This window comes from Lysinibacillus xylanilyticus (assembly GCF_001708185.1).
Lineage (GTDB): Bacteria > Bacillota > Bacilli > Bacillales_A > Planococcaceae > Lysinibacillus > Lysinibacillus xylanilyticus_A.
Window position 1 is genome coordinate 525,950 of the sequence record NZ_MDDN01000002.1, and the last position, 16,828, is coordinate 542,777.

Below are 16,828 nucleotides of genomic sequence, written 5' to 3' on the forward strand. Positions count from 1 at the left end.
TCGTTCACCCTCCTTACTTATCACTTTTCCCTAGCATTTCCAATATTTTTTGACGCTCTCGCTCAAAATCTATCGTGCTGGAAGTGTTTTCTTCTTGTTGCTCGTTACGCTTGTAAAACCATTCAGGTACCTTCTCTTCACGTTGATTTCCTGAACGTCCTTTAACACCTTGATTACTTTTCCTCGGTGTCTGCTGGGGCTTATTTTTCCACGCAGTGTATTTATCATGCTCCTGGCGTGCTAGCTCCATTGCTGCCTTTGCTGTTTGAATATTTTTACGTACCCAATGATCTGCTATCGTTTCCACATATTTTTTAGGTAGCTTCATATCAGTTGTTAACATGACATATTCCAAAAGAGCATTGACAACGCCTACTGGCATGCCATGCTGGACAATTAAACTTTCAGCAAGCTGTACGGAAGTCTGTAGAGGTTCTTTGCCATTATTAATATCTCGCAGTACTTGGACTGGCGGAGTCGTCTCTAAATAATGTTGAAGCTCCTGATCCTTTGTTTTTTGTCCGGATTCTTCAAGAGACGATGGCTCACTCACTCTAGCAAGCTTTGGTGGCTCTTTTGATACCGTTAGCTTATAAAAATCCGCAGCTGCCTTACGTAATCGATCCAGTGAAATACCTAGGTCATCATCTAATGCAAGAATCACTACTTTTTGCATATCTAGTGCAGTTAAGTGATATAAAAACGCTAATTTTGCTATATTTTCACGTACCTCAATTGTTAGTAAGCTTTTCGGCACTAGTTGCTCCGATAAGCCCGCTTGCAGTAATTCAAAGTCAAACTGTTCAAAATAAAACGGATACACTTTTTGCTGTTGTTCCTTACAACTTGTATCCACTTGTAAATCATCTGGAATCTTTGTACTTACTGGCTTAAAAACATCTATGAAAGCACGTGATACCTCTTTAAATTCTGCATCTCTTGCAGAAGGAATAAAACGCTGACGCAATTTCCGATAAGCTTGCTCCCCAATTTTACTAAACAAAAACATCGACAGCAGTGGATCTTTCATAAAGCTATCTGCATCAAGCGGTCGCATAAGCTCATATAAAAAACTTCGTTGGTCAGCATCTTCCTTTTTCCATGTGCGTAACAAACCAATTGCTTCGAGCGCAATACGTGCCTCAAATACTTTACCAATTGGAAGCCCTAGCACATTCATTAAAAAATAATGAGTCATTTGCTGCCTTGGCATTTGCTCGGCTTCTGCCCATAGTGTTAAATAAAGGCTGATTGGCTCCGCTCCAATTAAAGGCTGATAAAATAGTGTTACTAATTGACGTTCCTGCGTAGAAAGTGCATGAGGTAGACGAATGTCAAAAGGATCAGCGGGCTGCAATTCCTTATACAAATGAATCAACGTCATTCACCCTCTCTGTTTTTCTATGATTTCTGCTCTGTCTGACGTTGAATAATCTCTTTGATTTCTTCAATAAAGACATTGATATCCTTAAATTGACGATAAACCGAAGCAAAGCGCACATAAGCAACCTCATCGATTTTCGCTAAGCGATCCATGACCATTTCCCCTACATCCTCAGATTGGACTTCAGAATTCCCAATGCGACGAAGATCTTTTTCAATAGACATAACTAGTCCCTCAAGTACTTCAAGAGAAACAGGACGTTTTTCGCAAGCACGAATAAGTCCACGAAGTACCTTTTCACGGCTGAATTCTTCTCGTGAACCTTCCTTTTTCACCACAACTAACGGTGTCTCTTCAATTTTTTCAAACGTTGTAAAGCGGAAGCCACATGACTCACATTCACGACGTCTACGAATTTCTTTATTATCATCTACAGGCCTCGAATCCACTACACGCGTTCCGTTAAATTGGCAAGATGGACATCTCATATAATTACTCTCCTGATTTCACAACAATTTAATATTTCTATTATAACAAATTTCCCGTATAGACAAAAGAAGATACCTAAGAATCTAATTTCGTATCAAGGCAGTTAGATATGTCTAGCAACAACTGATGATCAAAAGCGTAAGAGTATGCTAATTGAAGTCAAAGGAGGGTTTGAACAAGCAAAAGTGATATTATAGGAAGGAATAATCAAAAGCACCGAGTAGTTCACTCTTCTTGCCCAGAATGTAGACAAAAGATTTTTGAAGCAAATCTGTGATTGAGGTTGTTATAGAAGTTTATTTACGACCAGATAAAGCAGACAATAGACAATATATTAGAGAAACTCAAGTTAACTATTATCAAAAATGAGCACATCGAAACCACTTGGATTTCAATGTGCTCATTATAATTATTATGCGTTTACTGTTTCTAAAGCTTTTGCCACTTTTTTCACAAGATCTACTACGCGTGCAGAATAACCCCACTCATTGTCGTACCAAGCAAGTACTTTTACTTTGCGGTTACCCATTACCATTGTAGAAAGTCCATCTACTGTAGAAGAGTAAGTTGTTGTATTGTAATCAGAAGATACTAGAGGCTCAACTGAGAAGTTTAAGATACCTTTCATTGGACCTTCAGTAGCAGCCTTCACAAATGCAGCATTAACAGCATCTACTGTTACGTCTGTATTTAAATCAACTACAAGGTCAACTAATGATACGTTTGGTGTTGGAACACGAAGTGCCATACCGTGAATTTTGCCTTCTAATTCTGGTAACACTAATTTTAATGCTTTTGCAGCACCTGTAGATGTTGGAATAATTGATTGTGCGCATCCACGTGCACGACGTAAATCTTTATGTGGATTGTCTAGATTCTTTTGGTCATTTGTATAAGCGTGAACTGTTGTCATTAATCCGCTTTCGATACCAAATGTGTCATTTAATACTTTAGCAACTGGTGCTAAGCAGTTTGTTGTACAAGAAGCATTTGAAATAACATCATGTTGTGCGATATCAAGTTTCTCGTCATTTACACCTAAAACAATTGTTACGTCCTCGTTTTTACCAGGTGCTGTTAAGATTACTTTCTTTGCGCCTGCTTCTAAGTGCATTGCTGCTTTTTCACGATCATTAAATTTACCAGTTGCTTCAATAACGATATCCACACCCATTGTTGCCCATGGTAATTTTAATGGATCACGTTCGCTAATAATTTGAACACGTTTACCATTTACAATCAAAGCATCGCCTGCTGGTTCAACCGTACCTTCAAATGTTCCGTGATTTGTGTCATACTTAATCAAATGTGCTAACGTTTCAGCTGGATAGCTCGCGTTAATTGCAACAATATTTAAACCTTCTTGTACGATCGCTTGGCGGAAAACCATACGTCCGATACGTCCGAAACCATTAATAGCAACTGATACTGTCATTTATAAAATCCTCCTGTGAGTGCATACTCAGATTAATTATATACTTTATGCTGATTAGTATAACACAATTTTAAAAAAGATGAACATTATATATGTCATAATATTAAAGTTCTTATTTTCTGAAAAATAAAATCGTCAAATTTCAGTCTTTATTTTGGCATAAGCCCACAAAAAAATGCGCAGCAAGATGTTCTTGCTACGCATCGAGTAATTTTACTGATTCTTAATTCATTTATAATACGTCCCAATACGTCAGGATTTTTTTCAATTGGCTCTCTGTATGTTCTAAGTTTTCATTATTGTAGATAACCGCATGGGCACCTTTTTCTTTGACAGACATAGGTAGCTGAGAATGCATACGTGCTAACGCATCCTCCTTCGATAAATTATTGCGCTCCATTAAGCGTCTAAGCTGTACCTCTTCACTAACCGATACAACAAGAATACGCTCAACAAAATGCTGCAATTTACTTTCAAATAATAATGGAATATCCATCACAACATGCTTTTCCCCTGCCTCTAAATAAGCGTCGCGCTGGCGTAACATTTCCTGGCGAATAGCCGGATGCATAATATCATTTAAAATTTTACGCTTTGCAGGTTCATGGAAAATGATATCACCAAGCTTAACGCGATTTAAACTACCGTCTTCTAGCAATATATCTTGTCCAAAATTTTCGGCTATTAACGTTAATGTCTCCGTTCCTGGTTCTACGACATCACGTGCTACAATATCCGCATCGACAATCGGTAATCCAAGTGCTGTCATCATTTTCGCTACTGTACTTTTTCCGCTGGCAATACTTCCTGTTAGTCCGATAATCATAGTTAAATCCCCTTTAATGTTGACAATTTGGGCAAAAGACTGATGTGCGCCCACCTATCGTCATCTGGCTTGTTGCAGTTTCACACACTGGGCACATTTTCTTCCCATACATTTGCAGTCGATTCTGCATACTTCCAGCCTCACCATTGATATTACGGTAATCTGAAATTGTTGAACCTCCTGCCTCAATGCTTCGATGTAAAACAGCAACAATCGCCTCAAATAATGCACGCTTACGTTTATCGCTAATACGATTCATCGAACGAGCTGGATGAATTTTCTGAGCAAACAACGCCTCCGTAGCATAAATATTGCCACAGCCAGAAATAACCTGCCCATCCATTATTACTTCTTTGACGGCTTTTTTCTCATATTTCGGCAACTTTGATTTAGCAATAAAAAAATCACAAGCTACTTCATCAAATGGTTCTGGCGCCATTTTTGTTAATGGGGCATGATCCTCAATTTTTGTTAAAAAACGCAGTTCACCGAAGCGGCGAATATCCGAATAGATTAAATAACCACCGTCTGCCATGTGAAATGTCGCATGAATATGCTTTTGAAATTTCGCTTCCTCGATTTCCTCAGGCGAATTTACTACAAACCACGCTCCTGTCATGCCTAAATGACTGACAAGTACATAAGGAACATCCTCTTTCAGCAAATGAAAAAAAATGTATTTTGCACGTCGTTCGATTTTTGTAATCGTCATTTGACACAAGGACATTTCAAACGCATCCGGTTCGGCTTGCTTCACAATACATTGCTTTCCCTCTCCAAAGGAAAAACGAATAATTTCAGATAGTTGAACTTGCTGAATTGTACGCCCTTCAATCTTAGGTTTTAATGCCTGGACGACTCCTTCAACTTCTGGTAATTCAGGCATTTTAACTCCTCCTTATTTTGCTTCGTACCAAGTTGCGCCGTAGTTGAAGTCCACTTTTAGCGGTACAGCAAGCTCGATCGCACTTTCCATAACCTCTGGTACTATTTTTTCAAGCATTGCAATCTCTTCCTTAGGTGCTTCAAAAATCAATTCATCATGCACTTGTAATAAAAGCTTTGCCTGCATATTTTCTTTTTTCAAGCGAGCGTCCATATCAATCATTGCTTTTTTAATAATATCAGCTGCACTCCCTTGAATCGGTGTATTCATCGCAGTACGCTCTGCAAAGCTTCGTAGATTGAAATTAGAGCTCGCAATATCAGGTAAATATCGGCGTCTATTTAAAATCGTTGTTACATAACCATTGAACTTCGCATCTCGCACGATATCATCCATATATTCTTTTACACCCGGGAAGCTCGCAAAATACTTCTCGATAAATGTAGCAGCTTCCTTACGAGTAATATCTAAATTTTGTGATAAGCCATAATCACTAATACCATAAACAATACCAAAGTTTACTGCTTTTGCAGCGCGTCGCATATTACTATCGACCTCATCTGCTGAGACATGGAATACATCCATTGCTGTTCGCGTATGAACATCCATATCTTCACGGAAAGCTTCCACTAAATTTTTATCCTTTGACATATGAGCCAATACTCGCAATTCGATTTGTGAGTAGTCGGCAGAAAACAATATCCAATCTTCTTTCGATGGGACAAATGCTTGTCGAATTTTTCGTCCCTCCTCTAAACGAATCGGGATGTTTTGTAAATTCGGATCCGTTGAGCTTAGACGTCCCGTAGCCGTTAATGCTTGTTGGAATCGTGTATGCACCTTTCCATCCTCTTTATGGATTTCCTTCAGCAATCCTTCAATATAAGTTGACTGTAATTTTCCAAGCTGACGATACAAAAGTATATGCTCGATAATAGCATGCTCTGGCTTTAATTTTTCCAATACATCCGCTGCAGTGGAATAGCCCGTTTTTGTCTTTTTAATAACAGGAAGACCAAGTTTATCAAAGAGAATAACGCCTAACTGCTTCGGTGAATTAATATTAAAGGCTTCTCCTGCCTCCGCATAAATCTCCTGCTCAATTACAACTAATTTGTCGTTTAGCTCCTGGCCCATCTTCTCCAAAGTACCACGATTAACCGTAATACCCTCACTTTCCATTTCACCTAAAATAGAAGCAAGCGGAAGTTCTAAGTTTTTATAGAGTTCGAACTGTTCATTTTCCTTTAATAATGCCTCTAGCTTTGGCTGCAATGACCATACAGCAAAGGCTTTGCGACCAGCATGCTCAGCAAGTGCCTCAATGGCAGGTATAGCACGTTTTGCTCCCTTCCCATAAACAACCTCATTTGCTTGCACATCACGATAACCCAGTTCCTTTGCAAGTGTTGCCACATCATCCCCACTAAGTCCAGGATTATTAATATAAGAAGCAAGTAATAGGTCAAATTCAACACCCGCTATACGAATACCTGCACGTTTTAACGCTGCTTGTGCTGCCTTTGAATCTGACATATATTTTATTTTTGTAGCATCTTCTAACCAAAGGCGAAGAGCATCTGATTTAACCGCAATATCAAACGGCACATAAGTTGTGCTCATGCCATCTGTTAAAGCAATGCCTAGTTGCTGACATGTGTGATAATGCTCATCCTCTAGCTCTAAGTGCACTGCCATGACATCCTTTAAATGCGCTGTCTTAACTTCTTGCACAATTTTATAATCAAACGGTGCTTGCTCTTCCTCTTGGACAGTAAAATCACTTTTATCGATCAGTGATTTAAAGCCAAGCTCCCGCCACACGTTCATTAATTCTTCCTCATCTGGACCATTATAAGCAAGGTCAGAAAGCGTTATTGCAATAGGCGCCTCCGTAAAAATGGTCGCAAGCTTTTTACTCATTAGTGCCTGTTCTTCATTGGCAACTAGCTTTTCTTTCATCTTAGAAGCCTTCACCGCATCCATTGCCGCATAAAGTGCCTCCACCGAACCATGCTCTTTTAGCAATTTAACGGCAGTTTTTTCACCGACACCTGGTACACCAGGGATATTATCTGAAGCATCCCCCATTAAACCTTTCATATCAATAATTTGTTGAGGCGTTAAACCATATTTTTCTTCAATAAAGTTTGGTGTATTTTTCTCAATTTCAGTAATGCCTTTTTTCGTAATATATACTGTTACCTGTTCAGTTGCGAGTTGCGTTAAGTCACGATCTCCCGATACGATGATGACATCCATATCCTGCGATGAAGCTTCTTTAGCAAGTGTCCCAATAATATCGTCCGCTTCGTACAACTCAAGCTCATACCGCTTAATACCATAAGCATCAATAAGTTTCCGTATATAAGGAAACTGCTCAGATAATTCCGGTGGAGTCTTTTGTCGACCACCCTTATATTCCGTAAATGTTTCATGGCGGAACGTTGTCTTACCTGCATCAAAGGCAACCAAGATTTTCGTTGGTTGCTCTTCCTCTAATATTCTTTGTAGCATTGTTGTAAAGCCGTATACTGCGTTTGTATGAATTCCACTATCATTCGTTAATAATGGTAACGCAAAAAAAGCACGATACGCTAAACTATTGCCGTCTAATAATAGCAATTTTTCCTTTGTCATGATTTTATCCTCCTGCGTCGTCGTCCTCTTAATTGTAAAACGAAAACGTATGTTTGAAAATGCCTCTTCTTTTTACTTTATCGAGAAAACGGTAATTTTACCAATCATAACGATGAGAATCATGAAAATTTCTACATCATTATATTAACTATACAAAAAAGCCAATTGCACATCGCAATTGACTTTCTTCATGTTATTCGTTGGCCTCATTTATTTTTTCTTGTCGATAAAAAATCTCTTCATATATAACTGTCAAAATAAAGGCATTCATAAAGGCAAACACTAAAAATAATGGCATACCGCCTAGCTGCGGATGTGTAAGCTCTGAATAAAATACCATGACAGTACCAATTTGCGCTAGGAAGAAAATGAATCCAATCCCAACTTGCCATATAGGACGCTGTACTTTACGTTTTTCGTACCAAAATAATTTCTTAAATACTTTTCGTACATCCTCTGCAATAACTAAACTTAACAAAAATAATAAGACAAAAAATACTGGTATATGATAAACACTTTTTGTGATCCATGCAAAATCTGATAGACGGAAGAAAAGTGTAAACAACGATGCAATACTACATGCTATCCCTAAATTTTGGAGCCACATGTTAATGTGCAATTTCACAGCTATTACCCCCAATTTTTAATTCTGAACATTATCATTCTATCAGAAAATAGTTATCTACGAAATACAAAATTATAAATTTCTATTATTTACATAACATAAATTTGATATTTGAAAGATATTTATAAAATGTATAATTAAAAATACCTAAAAACCACACCATGAAGGCTCCTCACTATAACGTAGAGTTGATTCCCGTTCCGACTGGGCGCTTTGTTGTTGCTGCCGCTACGTTAGCACTACGCTTTCGCACAGATAAAACATTTGTTGCTGTCGCATAGATAAAAACATTTGTTGCTGTCGCTTCGCTTTCGCGCAGAGCAGAGCTTCCTAGGGGCGTCGGATGAGCCGCTAATCCCCAAGGAGTCGCCCAGTCTCCACTCCAATCAACTTATACAAATATTACCATTCATTAAATAGTCCTTCCATAAGCTCGTAACCTGTATGTAAAAATATCATAAAAATGCATTGTTAGTTTCATGGATTGTGTAAAAAAAGCCGTCTCAAAAAGTTTGAGACGACTTCATATACTAATCCCTGCAAGAATAATAGTATTATTTTATATAGCCAGATAATATTTTCGCATATGGTGAAGTGGATGGCAAAATAATTACCGTATCTTCACCTACAGTTTTCTTATATGATTCTAACGTACGGTATAACGAATAGAATTCTGGGTCTTGCGAGAATGATTTATTGTAAATTTTCGCTGCTTCCGCTTCTCCTTCAGCTTGAATCAATGCTGCATCCTTTTTAGCTTTTGCCAGCATTTCTTGAACCTGCTTATCGGTTTGAGCTTCGATACTGCGTTTCTGAGCATCACCTTCAGATAGATATTTCTGTGCGATTGATTCACGATCCGAAATCATATTTGTAAACACGGACTGCTCATTCTCAGTTGGCAAGTCGATACGACGTATACGAACATCGACTACTTCTATGCCATACTTATCGTTTGAAAGTAGCTCATTGACACGTTCAGTCACTTGATCATTAATACTACCACGTGAAGAATTTTCATCATTAATAATCTGGGAATATTCTATTCGACCAAGCTCTGAACGAATAACAGAATAGATAAATTCCTCCATACGCGATTCTACTTTTTCTATAGTACCTGCATTTGAAATTAATAATTTTGGATCTGTAATTCGCCAAACAGCATAATTATCAATGATTATGCGTTTTTTATCCTTTGTATTAATTTCCTCTTCCGAAATCTCATAAGTCATTTGGTTTTTAGGAAGTTTTGTAACACTTTGAATAAATGGAACTTTTATTTTCAAGCCAGGCTCACTCTGAAATTTCACTACTTCCCCAAATTGTCGAACTACTGCGTATTCGGATTCTTTCACAATATAAACATTAGCAAATAAGATAATGGCAATAGCGAAAACGGCTGTTAATGTTACAACAAAAGAAATATATTTTTTTGGATTCATCGGACCTTTTTTCGACATTTTGATTACATTGTCCCCTGAATCTCCGTCTTTTGAAGCAGTCTTTTTGGATTTACCCGATAAAAAATTTAGGAATTTGTCAAGGTCCTTGTTTTTTTGGTCCATTAGTTACCGCTCCCTTCTTTTTTCTCTGTAGGTGTCTCCTGTGTCGTTGGTTGCAATGCTTGAATAGGCAAGTATTTCATCGTACTACCATCATCATTCATAATGTAAATTTGCGCTTTAGGTAAAACATTTTCAAGCGTTTCTAAAATTAAACGCTCACGTGTAATTTGTTGATTTCCCTTATATTGCTCATACATTTTATTAAATACTGCTACATCCCCTTGAGCCTGCTCAATACGAGCTGTTTTTTCACCTTGAGCCTTCGAGATAATGGCATCTTTTTCACCTTGAGCCTCGTTAGTACGTTGATTTTGATATTTTTTTGCTTCATTGATTTTTGTATTTTTCATTTCACGGGCATCGGTAACCGCTGTAAAGGCCGCTCGTACATCAGCATTTGGTAATTCAACATCTTGTAATTTTACACCCAGAATACTGATCCCAATATCGTATTTTTCAATAAGTGAAACCAATAAATCTCGTGTGTTTGCTTCTATATCTGCTTTTCCATCTGTTAACGCAGCATCTATGTTGGAACTTCCGACAATTGACCGAATCGCACTCGACGTAGCGCTATGTAAAATTTCTTCTGGATCTTGTGCGTTAAATAAAAACTTATTCGGTTCTGTGATCTTCCATTGAACTACAAGGTCTGTTAAAACAATATGCTCATCGCCTGTAATCATTTTCGTTTCAGCATCATAATCTTCCAATTCACCGTCTTTATTTTGCTTATAGCCAAACTGCAAACTAAATGTTTCTTTTGATAAAACCTCAACCGATTGTACAGGCCAAGGTAATTTAAAATGTAAACCTGGCTCGGTTACTGTATCATCGGCACGACCGAACGTAATGACTACCGCTTGTTCCGATTCATCTACCGTGTACCACGATGTAAATACAGCAATAAGTGCAATAATACCGAAAATACCAAGTCCAACCATCATTAGTGACCTTTTCACACTCATGTCTAATCCTCCCTTAAGCTTAATACTATTGTTTACGGGATACTTTATAAAAAGTTTCAAAATATTTTAATAAACTAATACTATATTTTAGGCAGTTTGACATACTATTCAAAAAAGTAGATTCTACATCAAATGTTGAAGCCAGGCATAATATGAAGCTTTCCCAAACGTTCTGGAAACTGCCAAGCCAGTTTTTCGACAGGAGTGTTAGGACATTCACCTTCATCTTAAATTGTATGGTCACCCAACAAATATTATCAAACAAAAAAATAAAAAAACCTGTTACCATTTAAGGCAACAGGCTATTGACAACTAAATGTTCAAATGCTGGGAAAAATGTTGTTGATAAAACAATACTAATTAATGCAGCTACAACCATAGCAAGACTTGCAAAAGTACCTTCAAGTTCACCAAACTCAAATGCTTTAGAGGTACCTGCACCATGTGCACCCATTCCTAACATTAGACCTCTAGAGGATGGTCTATGAAAGCGACATACTTTAATTACGAACGGTGCCAGTAGACTTCCTAAAATACCAGTTATCATGACGAAAACTGCCGTCAGGGTAGGTGAGCCACCAATCATATTGGAAATATCCATTGCGATTGGTGTAGTGACTGAACGAGGTACTAAGCTATGCACAAGTTCATCATTTAACCCGACTACTACGGCGATTATATAGGATGATGTAATGGCAACCGCGGATCCAACCGCAATACTTAGAAAAATTTCAAAAGCATGTTTCTTTAATAGGTTAAAATTTTTATAAATAGGTACCGCAAAGGCAACTGTTGCTGGACCTAGTAAATTTGTTAAAATATTGGCTCCTGCATTATAGGATTTATAAGATGTACCCGATAGTAACAAAACGATAATGATAACTAACGGTGTTATCAGTACGGGTGTTAGCCATTCCTTTTTATACTTTTTATAAAACATTTTACTACTATAAAAAACTGCAATAGTGCCTATTAAACTTACTACAGCTATTAAAAAGCTCATGCAGTATCACCTTTCTTTCGTAGCTCTAGCCACTGTGCTGTGAAACCTGTTGCAAACATGACAACAATAGCACTCACGACAATAACAAGCACAGCCTTCACACCTTGCGCACCGAAAAGCGAATCATAATCGATCACTCCGATCGCAGATGGAATGAAAAATAGCAATAACTCACTAAGTAATAAACCTGCACCTAACTCAATCCATTCAAGCTTAATAATATGAAACTGCAAAAGTAAAAACAATAAGACTAGTCCAATTATACTCCCTGGAATCGGCAAGTGAAGTAGACGTGCAATACTATTCCCAACAAATAAAAGTACATAAAGATAGCCGATTTGCACGATACTATTGACGATTTTCATGGTCATCCTTCTCTCAATTTTTTATCACACTTTAACGGCCAGTAATAAGCAAGCGTAAACTCACTTTAAAGCCCGATTGGTTCAACTACAATTTATGAACTGATTGTAGCTGAACATTATGCTACTATACTTTACACCTATTTACGTTAGGTGTAAAACAGAAAAAGAATCTACCACCAAAAACTTTGGCAATAGATTCTTTCTTCTGTGGCGATAACTAAGCAGCACAATCAAAAAATCTTTTATATTTAAAGATCTCTAAGCGATTTAACCTTAATAATTATAATGGGGGTTTCTATTAACAAGTATAAATCCCCATTATGAAGCTAAAATTGTGCTATTGTAAAGAAATTGTTAATTTTTCGGAATCATAACAATCATTTTTGTACCTACGCCAACTTCACTTTCTACTTGAATGCGACCATGATGCGCCTCTATTAAGTGCTTCACAATTGCAAGCCCTAAACCTGTCCCCCCAGAATTCCGACTTCGTGCACGATCCACACGATAAAATCGTTCAAAGACACGGGCAATTTCATGTTTTTCAATCCCTATTCCTTGATCCTCTATTTCAATAATGCCATACGTTTCATTTTCCTTTAAACGAACCGTAACGGTTGTATTTTCTGGAGAATACGTAATCGCATTGGTAATTAAATTAGTGACAATTTGAATGATACGATTCGCATCACCCATAACCTGAATATCACGATCTATATCAACATGAAAGCTCATATTTTTCTCATCCAGACGTGGTCCCGTTAACTCTGCTCCACGTATAAGTACATCTTGCAAGCCCATCGGCATAATATTAACGGTAAAACCATGCTGTTCAATTTTCGATAACTCCAGTAAATCCTGAATAAGCATCTGTAGACGGTTACTTTCTTTATTAATAATCTCTAAAAAAGATAGCAGCATTTTTTCATCCTTATACGCTCCATCCAGTAAAGTTTCAGCAAAACCTTTAATGGATGTAATAGGCGTACGTAGTTCATGTGATACATTTGCTACAAAATCCTTACGAATCTGCTCTAAACGAACAAGCTCCGTAATATCGTGCATAACAATAACAACACCAAGCCAGCGACCATGATCTCCTATAACAGGTGCTCCATACACTTCCTTATTATGTAGCTCCTGTTGTACTTCCATTTTAAGTTGTTGTCGATAAGGCATTTCTGTTAAAAACACATGGTCGATAAATTGCTCAAGTGATTTAGGTAAACCGATTGTACGAAAGACCTTCCCTTGAACATCGGCAATTTGCATACCAAAACGCTCTAGAAATACCCGGTTCACGATGGATATATTCCCTTCACGTCCAATCATCATCAGGGAACTTCCCATGTTTTCAATTAAAGTTTTAAGCCTCTCCTCTTCCACCTCACGAATCGTCGTAATATCCTGTAAATTACGTGCTAAAATATTGATCGAGTGACTTAACGGCATCATGCGTTCATGTTCATTTTCATGGGCTCGAGCACGATAATTTCCCTTTGCCAATTCAAGCGCTGTATCTGTCACGTTATCAATAGGCGCAATGAAATTTCGTATCATATAGCGACTTACAACAGCTATTAAAATAAGCGTTATTATGAAAAGAATCGTTAGCACTAGATAAAACCGTGCACGAATATCAGAAAACAGAGAGTCTTTCGCTTCAATGTTTTGAGCCGTATACAGTGCTTCTTTATCTTCCTTAGATAGTTCAAGCTTTCGTTCATCTAATACTTGATCGATAGATTCTTGCAGCTGCAAACTTGCCTGCTCATCGTACTGTTCTATATAAACAGGAAAAAGCTGACCTATAACAAGCATTAGGACAGCTAATATCGTTCCAAGTAATAGCATGAATGTCAAGAATAAGCTGTTGCTCATTGATTTCATGTCGTCTTCGGCTCCTCAAATTTATAGCCAAGACCGCGAATTGTTTTGATGAACATTGGCTTACGGCTATTTTCCTCAATTTTATCGCGAAGGTGACTGATGTGTACATCCACAATTCGAGTATCGCCAGCAAAATCATACTTCCATACAGCACTTAATAGCTGATCACGCGTTAACACACGGTTTTTATTTTCAAGTAAGTAAATGAGTAGCTCAAATTCCTTCGGTGTAAACTCAAGTGCCTCATCCTGTAAAAATACTTCAAAACGCTCAGGAAATACACGCAATTGACCAAACTCATACATTTTCTCTTGTAGCCTATCCTTATCTTCTACCACAACATTTTGTGTAAAACGTCTTAATACAGCTTTTACTCGTGCTAACACTTCACGTGGACTAAAGGGCTTCGTCATATAGTCATCTGCCCCTAGCTCTAGACCAAGTACTTTATCGAACTCGTCATCCTTTGCTGTTAACATAATAATAGGTGTATTCATACGTTGTTGACGAATTTGTTTACATACCTCCATACCATCCAGTCTCGGAAGCATCAAATCTAATAGAATTAAATCTGGCTGTAAATCAATTGCCTTATCAAGACCCTCTTGACCATCAGCAGCTGTTTCTACAACATACCCAGCTTGTTCTAAATTATATTTCAATAATGTCGCAATAGAAAATTCATCTTCTACAACTAAAATCGTTTTTGTCATGTATAATGCCTCCGATAGTGATTTGAAACCCCCATTTCAAATCTCAAGAAGTCTATAATGCGAGTGGTGGCGTCACCAGCAACGTACCTTCAATCACAAGCTGCTTTTGCTCATTATATGAGTGCACAGATACAGTAATTGTATTTTGGAATTTATTTACTTCTGTTACCTCTAAAAGCGTATCAAATAATTCATAGTGATAGAGAGGTCCTAAATATTTTAAATGTTGCTCAATAATTCGTGAACCTGGTCCAGGAATATACTTTGAAACAGCTGACGTAATAATGCCATTTAACATGATCGTCGGTACGATTGGCTTTTGAAAAGGCGTCATCGCAGCATAATCATGTTGAATATAAAGAGGATTACTATCATTTGTCAGACCTAAATAAAGTAGTAAATCCTTATCTTCAATCTTTTCGGTAATATGAATCTTCTCGCCAACTGTAATTTCATCAATAGTGAGACCAAGCTTACTGTTTTTTTGAAGCAAAGATACGCCAACCCCTTTTCTATCATACTACCTTCATAGTATCAATTTTATTCTAAAAGTACAACGAAAAGCAGAATAACCATTTTATCTTTATTCAGCATGATTTATCTGTGCGAAAGCGAAGCGACAGCAACATGTAACGTAGCAACAACAAAAGTATGTTGTTCACGAAGGAGTCACCTAGTCTCCACTCCGAACAACAATCAACTTACTTTCTTAGCATACTTTTTAACAAATTGTCTCCTCAAATCTAAGTTATGACACCACCCAAATTAAAAGAAACCACCTCATATGAGACGGTTACCTCTGGCTATCCATTCAATTAAAGCACTCCGTTAGTTTAAGTACATTTTTTCACAATCTTAGTAGTCGTAATAATTCTAAGCGTATATCCCCCATTCAAACAAAAAATAGTGGCTATCAGATTGTCCGAATATGCACTCATGAACATATCCTTTTAGTATTTGTATAGTTTCGATATGATTTAACCTAATTAAAAGTTCTTTAACAACTGATTCAGGTACATTCACATCAGCTAAATCCCTTTTAAATTTACTTATGAAATCTCCTTTTACCGACGCTATACAAACACATTTTCTTGGGTAATATTCATTAATCCAGAAATTTTTTAGTGCTGTTAGCCATTGTCCATCTGAAGAGTCTGGTTCATCACAGATATCCCATTCTTCTCCATCATACAATTGCTTTTTAAATATTGCAGAAAATGCCTCTTGAATATTATCAAATTGACCTTTTCTGGTGAATAATAAGTCTACTTGCATTGCTGATTTATCACTAAATTCATATACATCAAATGATAGATTTGACAATTGAACATTTGCAATTTGTCTGGAAAACAAATTGAAATCACCAAACAATTCTTGAATTTCACTTCTCAAAATAAATCTCCCCCCCTTCTTTCTGAAGCATTTATTTTTTGATTGTTGATTTTCAACTAACCTCCATTAGTTGAATAAGAAAAAGATGGGTTCCCTGCAGGATCCCATCTTGAAGTAAAGCACCCCTATAGTTTAAGTAGAGATTTCTTCACAAACTTGTCTTTTTTAAACCTAATTAATTATTACTATTTATATGCTTATTTATTTTTTCTTCTGTCAATGATAAACCATTTTAAGATTCCAATTATTAGTATTAAAAGTGCAAATATTAGTATTAAAATTGGTATTCCCTGTACGATTAGAAATCCTGTCCAAAAATCATTTGTAGTGCTGGTCGGGGAGGCTGTTGCCATTCCACCTATAAAAAAAGCCAATGGAGTTGCGATTACATTCAATCCCAAACTAATCATCACAAATGATAATTTTTTACTTTTAATCTTCGGTAATCCAGCCGACCAAAATAAAATTATTGCAACTAATAAAATCAAAACACCCCAAACACCATAAATAGCCAGAACACCCAAAACCTCTACCTCCTAACTAAACGATAGCTCATTCCACTTTCCTGGAAAGATGAAAATCCACCTACCGTCTACTATTTTACCACAAAAACCCATATCATTATTAAACTAAACTGCACTGTTAGC

Annotated in this window: 16 protein-coding genes; all 16 read right to left on the bottom strand. The window is 37.2% G+C overall.

Going from position 1 to position 16,828, the window contains the following annotated elements; all coding sequences use genetic code 11:
- Positions 1–13: 13 nt before the first annotated feature.
- Positions 14–1,384 (bottom strand): replication initiation and membrane attachment family protein, encoded by a 1,371-nt coding sequence (locus BFJ97_RS07230; RefSeq protein WP_223555422.1) that lies wholly within the window; start codon positions 1,382–1,384, stop codon positions 14–16.
- 17 nt (positions 1,385–1,401) lie between these two features.
- On the bottom strand, positions 1,402–1,872 hold the full coding sequence (nrdR, locus tag BFJ97_RS07235) for a transcriptional regulator NrdR (protein ID WP_053592410.1): 471 nt from the start codon (positions 1,870–1,872) through the stop codon (positions 1,402–1,404).
- 413 nt (positions 1,873–2,285) lie between these two features.
- Complete coding sequence (locus BFJ97_RS07240; RefSeq protein ID WP_068983952.1) at positions 2,286–3,308, bottom strand: glyceraldehyde-3-phosphate dehydrogenase; 1,023 nt, start codon at positions 3,306–3,308, stop codon at positions 2,286–2,288.
- A gap of 232 nt (positions 3,309–3,540) precedes the next feature.
- Positions 3,541–4,134 (bottom strand): dephospho-CoA kinase, encoded by a 594-nt coding sequence (gene coaE, locus BFJ97_RS07245; protein ID WP_068983953.1) that lies wholly within the window; start codon positions 4,132–4,134, stop codon positions 3,541–3,543.
- A 13-nt stretch (positions 4,135–4,147) separates the two neighbouring features.
- Entirely contained in the window at positions 4,148–5,020 is an 873-nt protein-coding gene (gene mutM / locus BFJ97_RS07250) for a bifunctional DNA-formamidopyrimidine glycosylase/DNA-(apurinic or apyrimidinic site) lyase (RefSeq protein WP_068983954.1), read from the bottom strand.
- Between the two features lie 12 nt (positions 5,021–5,032).
- Positions 5,033–7,660, bottom strand: a complete 2,628-nt coding sequence (polA, locus tag BFJ97_RS07255; protein WP_068983955.1) for a DNA polymerase I — start codon at positions 7,658–7,660, stop codon at positions 5,033–5,035.
- A gap of 193 nt (positions 7,661–7,853) precedes the next feature.
- Positions 7,854–8,285 (bottom strand): DNA polymerase I, encoded by a 432-nt coding sequence (locus BFJ97_RS07260; protein WP_068983956.1) that lies wholly within the window; start codon positions 8,283–8,285, stop codon positions 7,854–7,856.
- A gap of 554 nt (positions 8,286–8,839) precedes the next feature.
- Positions 8,840–9,850: a protease modulator HflC gene (gene hflC, locus BFJ97_RS07265; RefSeq protein WP_068983957.1), complete on the bottom strand. Its 1,011-nt coding sequence runs from the start codon at positions 9,848–9,850 to the stop codon at positions 8,840–8,842.
- On the bottom strand, positions 9,850–10,818 hold the full coding sequence (gene hflK / locus BFJ97_RS07270) for an FtsH protease activity modulator HflK (RefSeq protein ID WP_068983958.1): 969 nt from the start codon (positions 10,816–10,818) through the stop codon (positions 9,850–9,852). The genes hflC and hflK overlap by 1 nt, the downstream gene beginning before the upstream one ends.
- 289 nt (positions 10,819–11,107) lie before the next feature.
- On the bottom strand, positions 11,108–11,821 hold the full coding sequence (locus BFJ97_RS07275) for an LrgB family protein (protein ID WP_068983959.1): 714 nt from the start codon (positions 11,819–11,821) through the stop codon (positions 11,108–11,110).
- On the bottom strand, positions 11,818–12,186 hold the full coding sequence (locus tag BFJ97_RS07280) for a CidA/LrgA family holin-like protein (RefSeq protein WP_068983960.1): 369 nt from the start codon (positions 12,184–12,186) through the stop codon (positions 11,818–11,820). The genes BFJ97_RS07275 and BFJ97_RS07280 overlap by 4 nt, the downstream gene beginning before the upstream one ends.
- A 354-nt stretch (positions 12,187–12,540) precedes the next feature.
- Positions 12,541–14,076, bottom strand: a complete 1,536-nt coding sequence (pnpS, locus tag BFJ97_RS07285) for a two-component system histidine kinase PnpS (RefSeq protein ID WP_068983961.1) — start codon at positions 14,074–14,076, stop codon at positions 12,541–12,543.
- Positions 14,073–14,789 (bottom strand): response regulator transcription factor, encoded by a 717-nt coding sequence (locus tag BFJ97_RS07290; RefSeq protein ID WP_068983962.1) that lies wholly within the window; start codon positions 14,787–14,789, stop codon positions 14,073–14,075. The genes pnpS and BFJ97_RS07290 overlap by 4 nt, the downstream gene beginning before the upstream one ends.
- A 52-nt stretch (positions 14,790–14,841) precedes the next feature.
- On the bottom strand, positions 14,842–15,282 hold the full coding sequence (locus BFJ97_RS07295) for a MaoC/PaaZ C-terminal domain-containing protein (protein WP_068983963.1): 441 nt from the start codon (positions 15,280–15,282) through the stop codon (positions 14,842–14,844).
- A 380-nt stretch (positions 15,283–15,662) separates the two neighbouring features.
- Positions 15,663–16,184: a hypothetical protein gene (locus tag BFJ97_RS07300; RefSeq protein ID WP_068983964.1), complete on the bottom strand. Its 522-nt coding sequence runs from the start codon at positions 16,182–16,184 to the stop codon at positions 15,663–15,665.
- Positions 16,185–16,378: 194 nt separating this feature from the next.
- The gene (locus BFJ97_RS07305; RefSeq protein ID WP_068983965.1) at positions 16,379–16,705 is read right to left on the bottom strand and encodes a hypothetical protein; all 327 of its coding nucleotides are present in this window, start codon (positions 16,703–16,705) and stop codon (positions 16,379–16,381) included.
- Positions 16,706–16,828 lie beyond the last annotated feature (123 nt).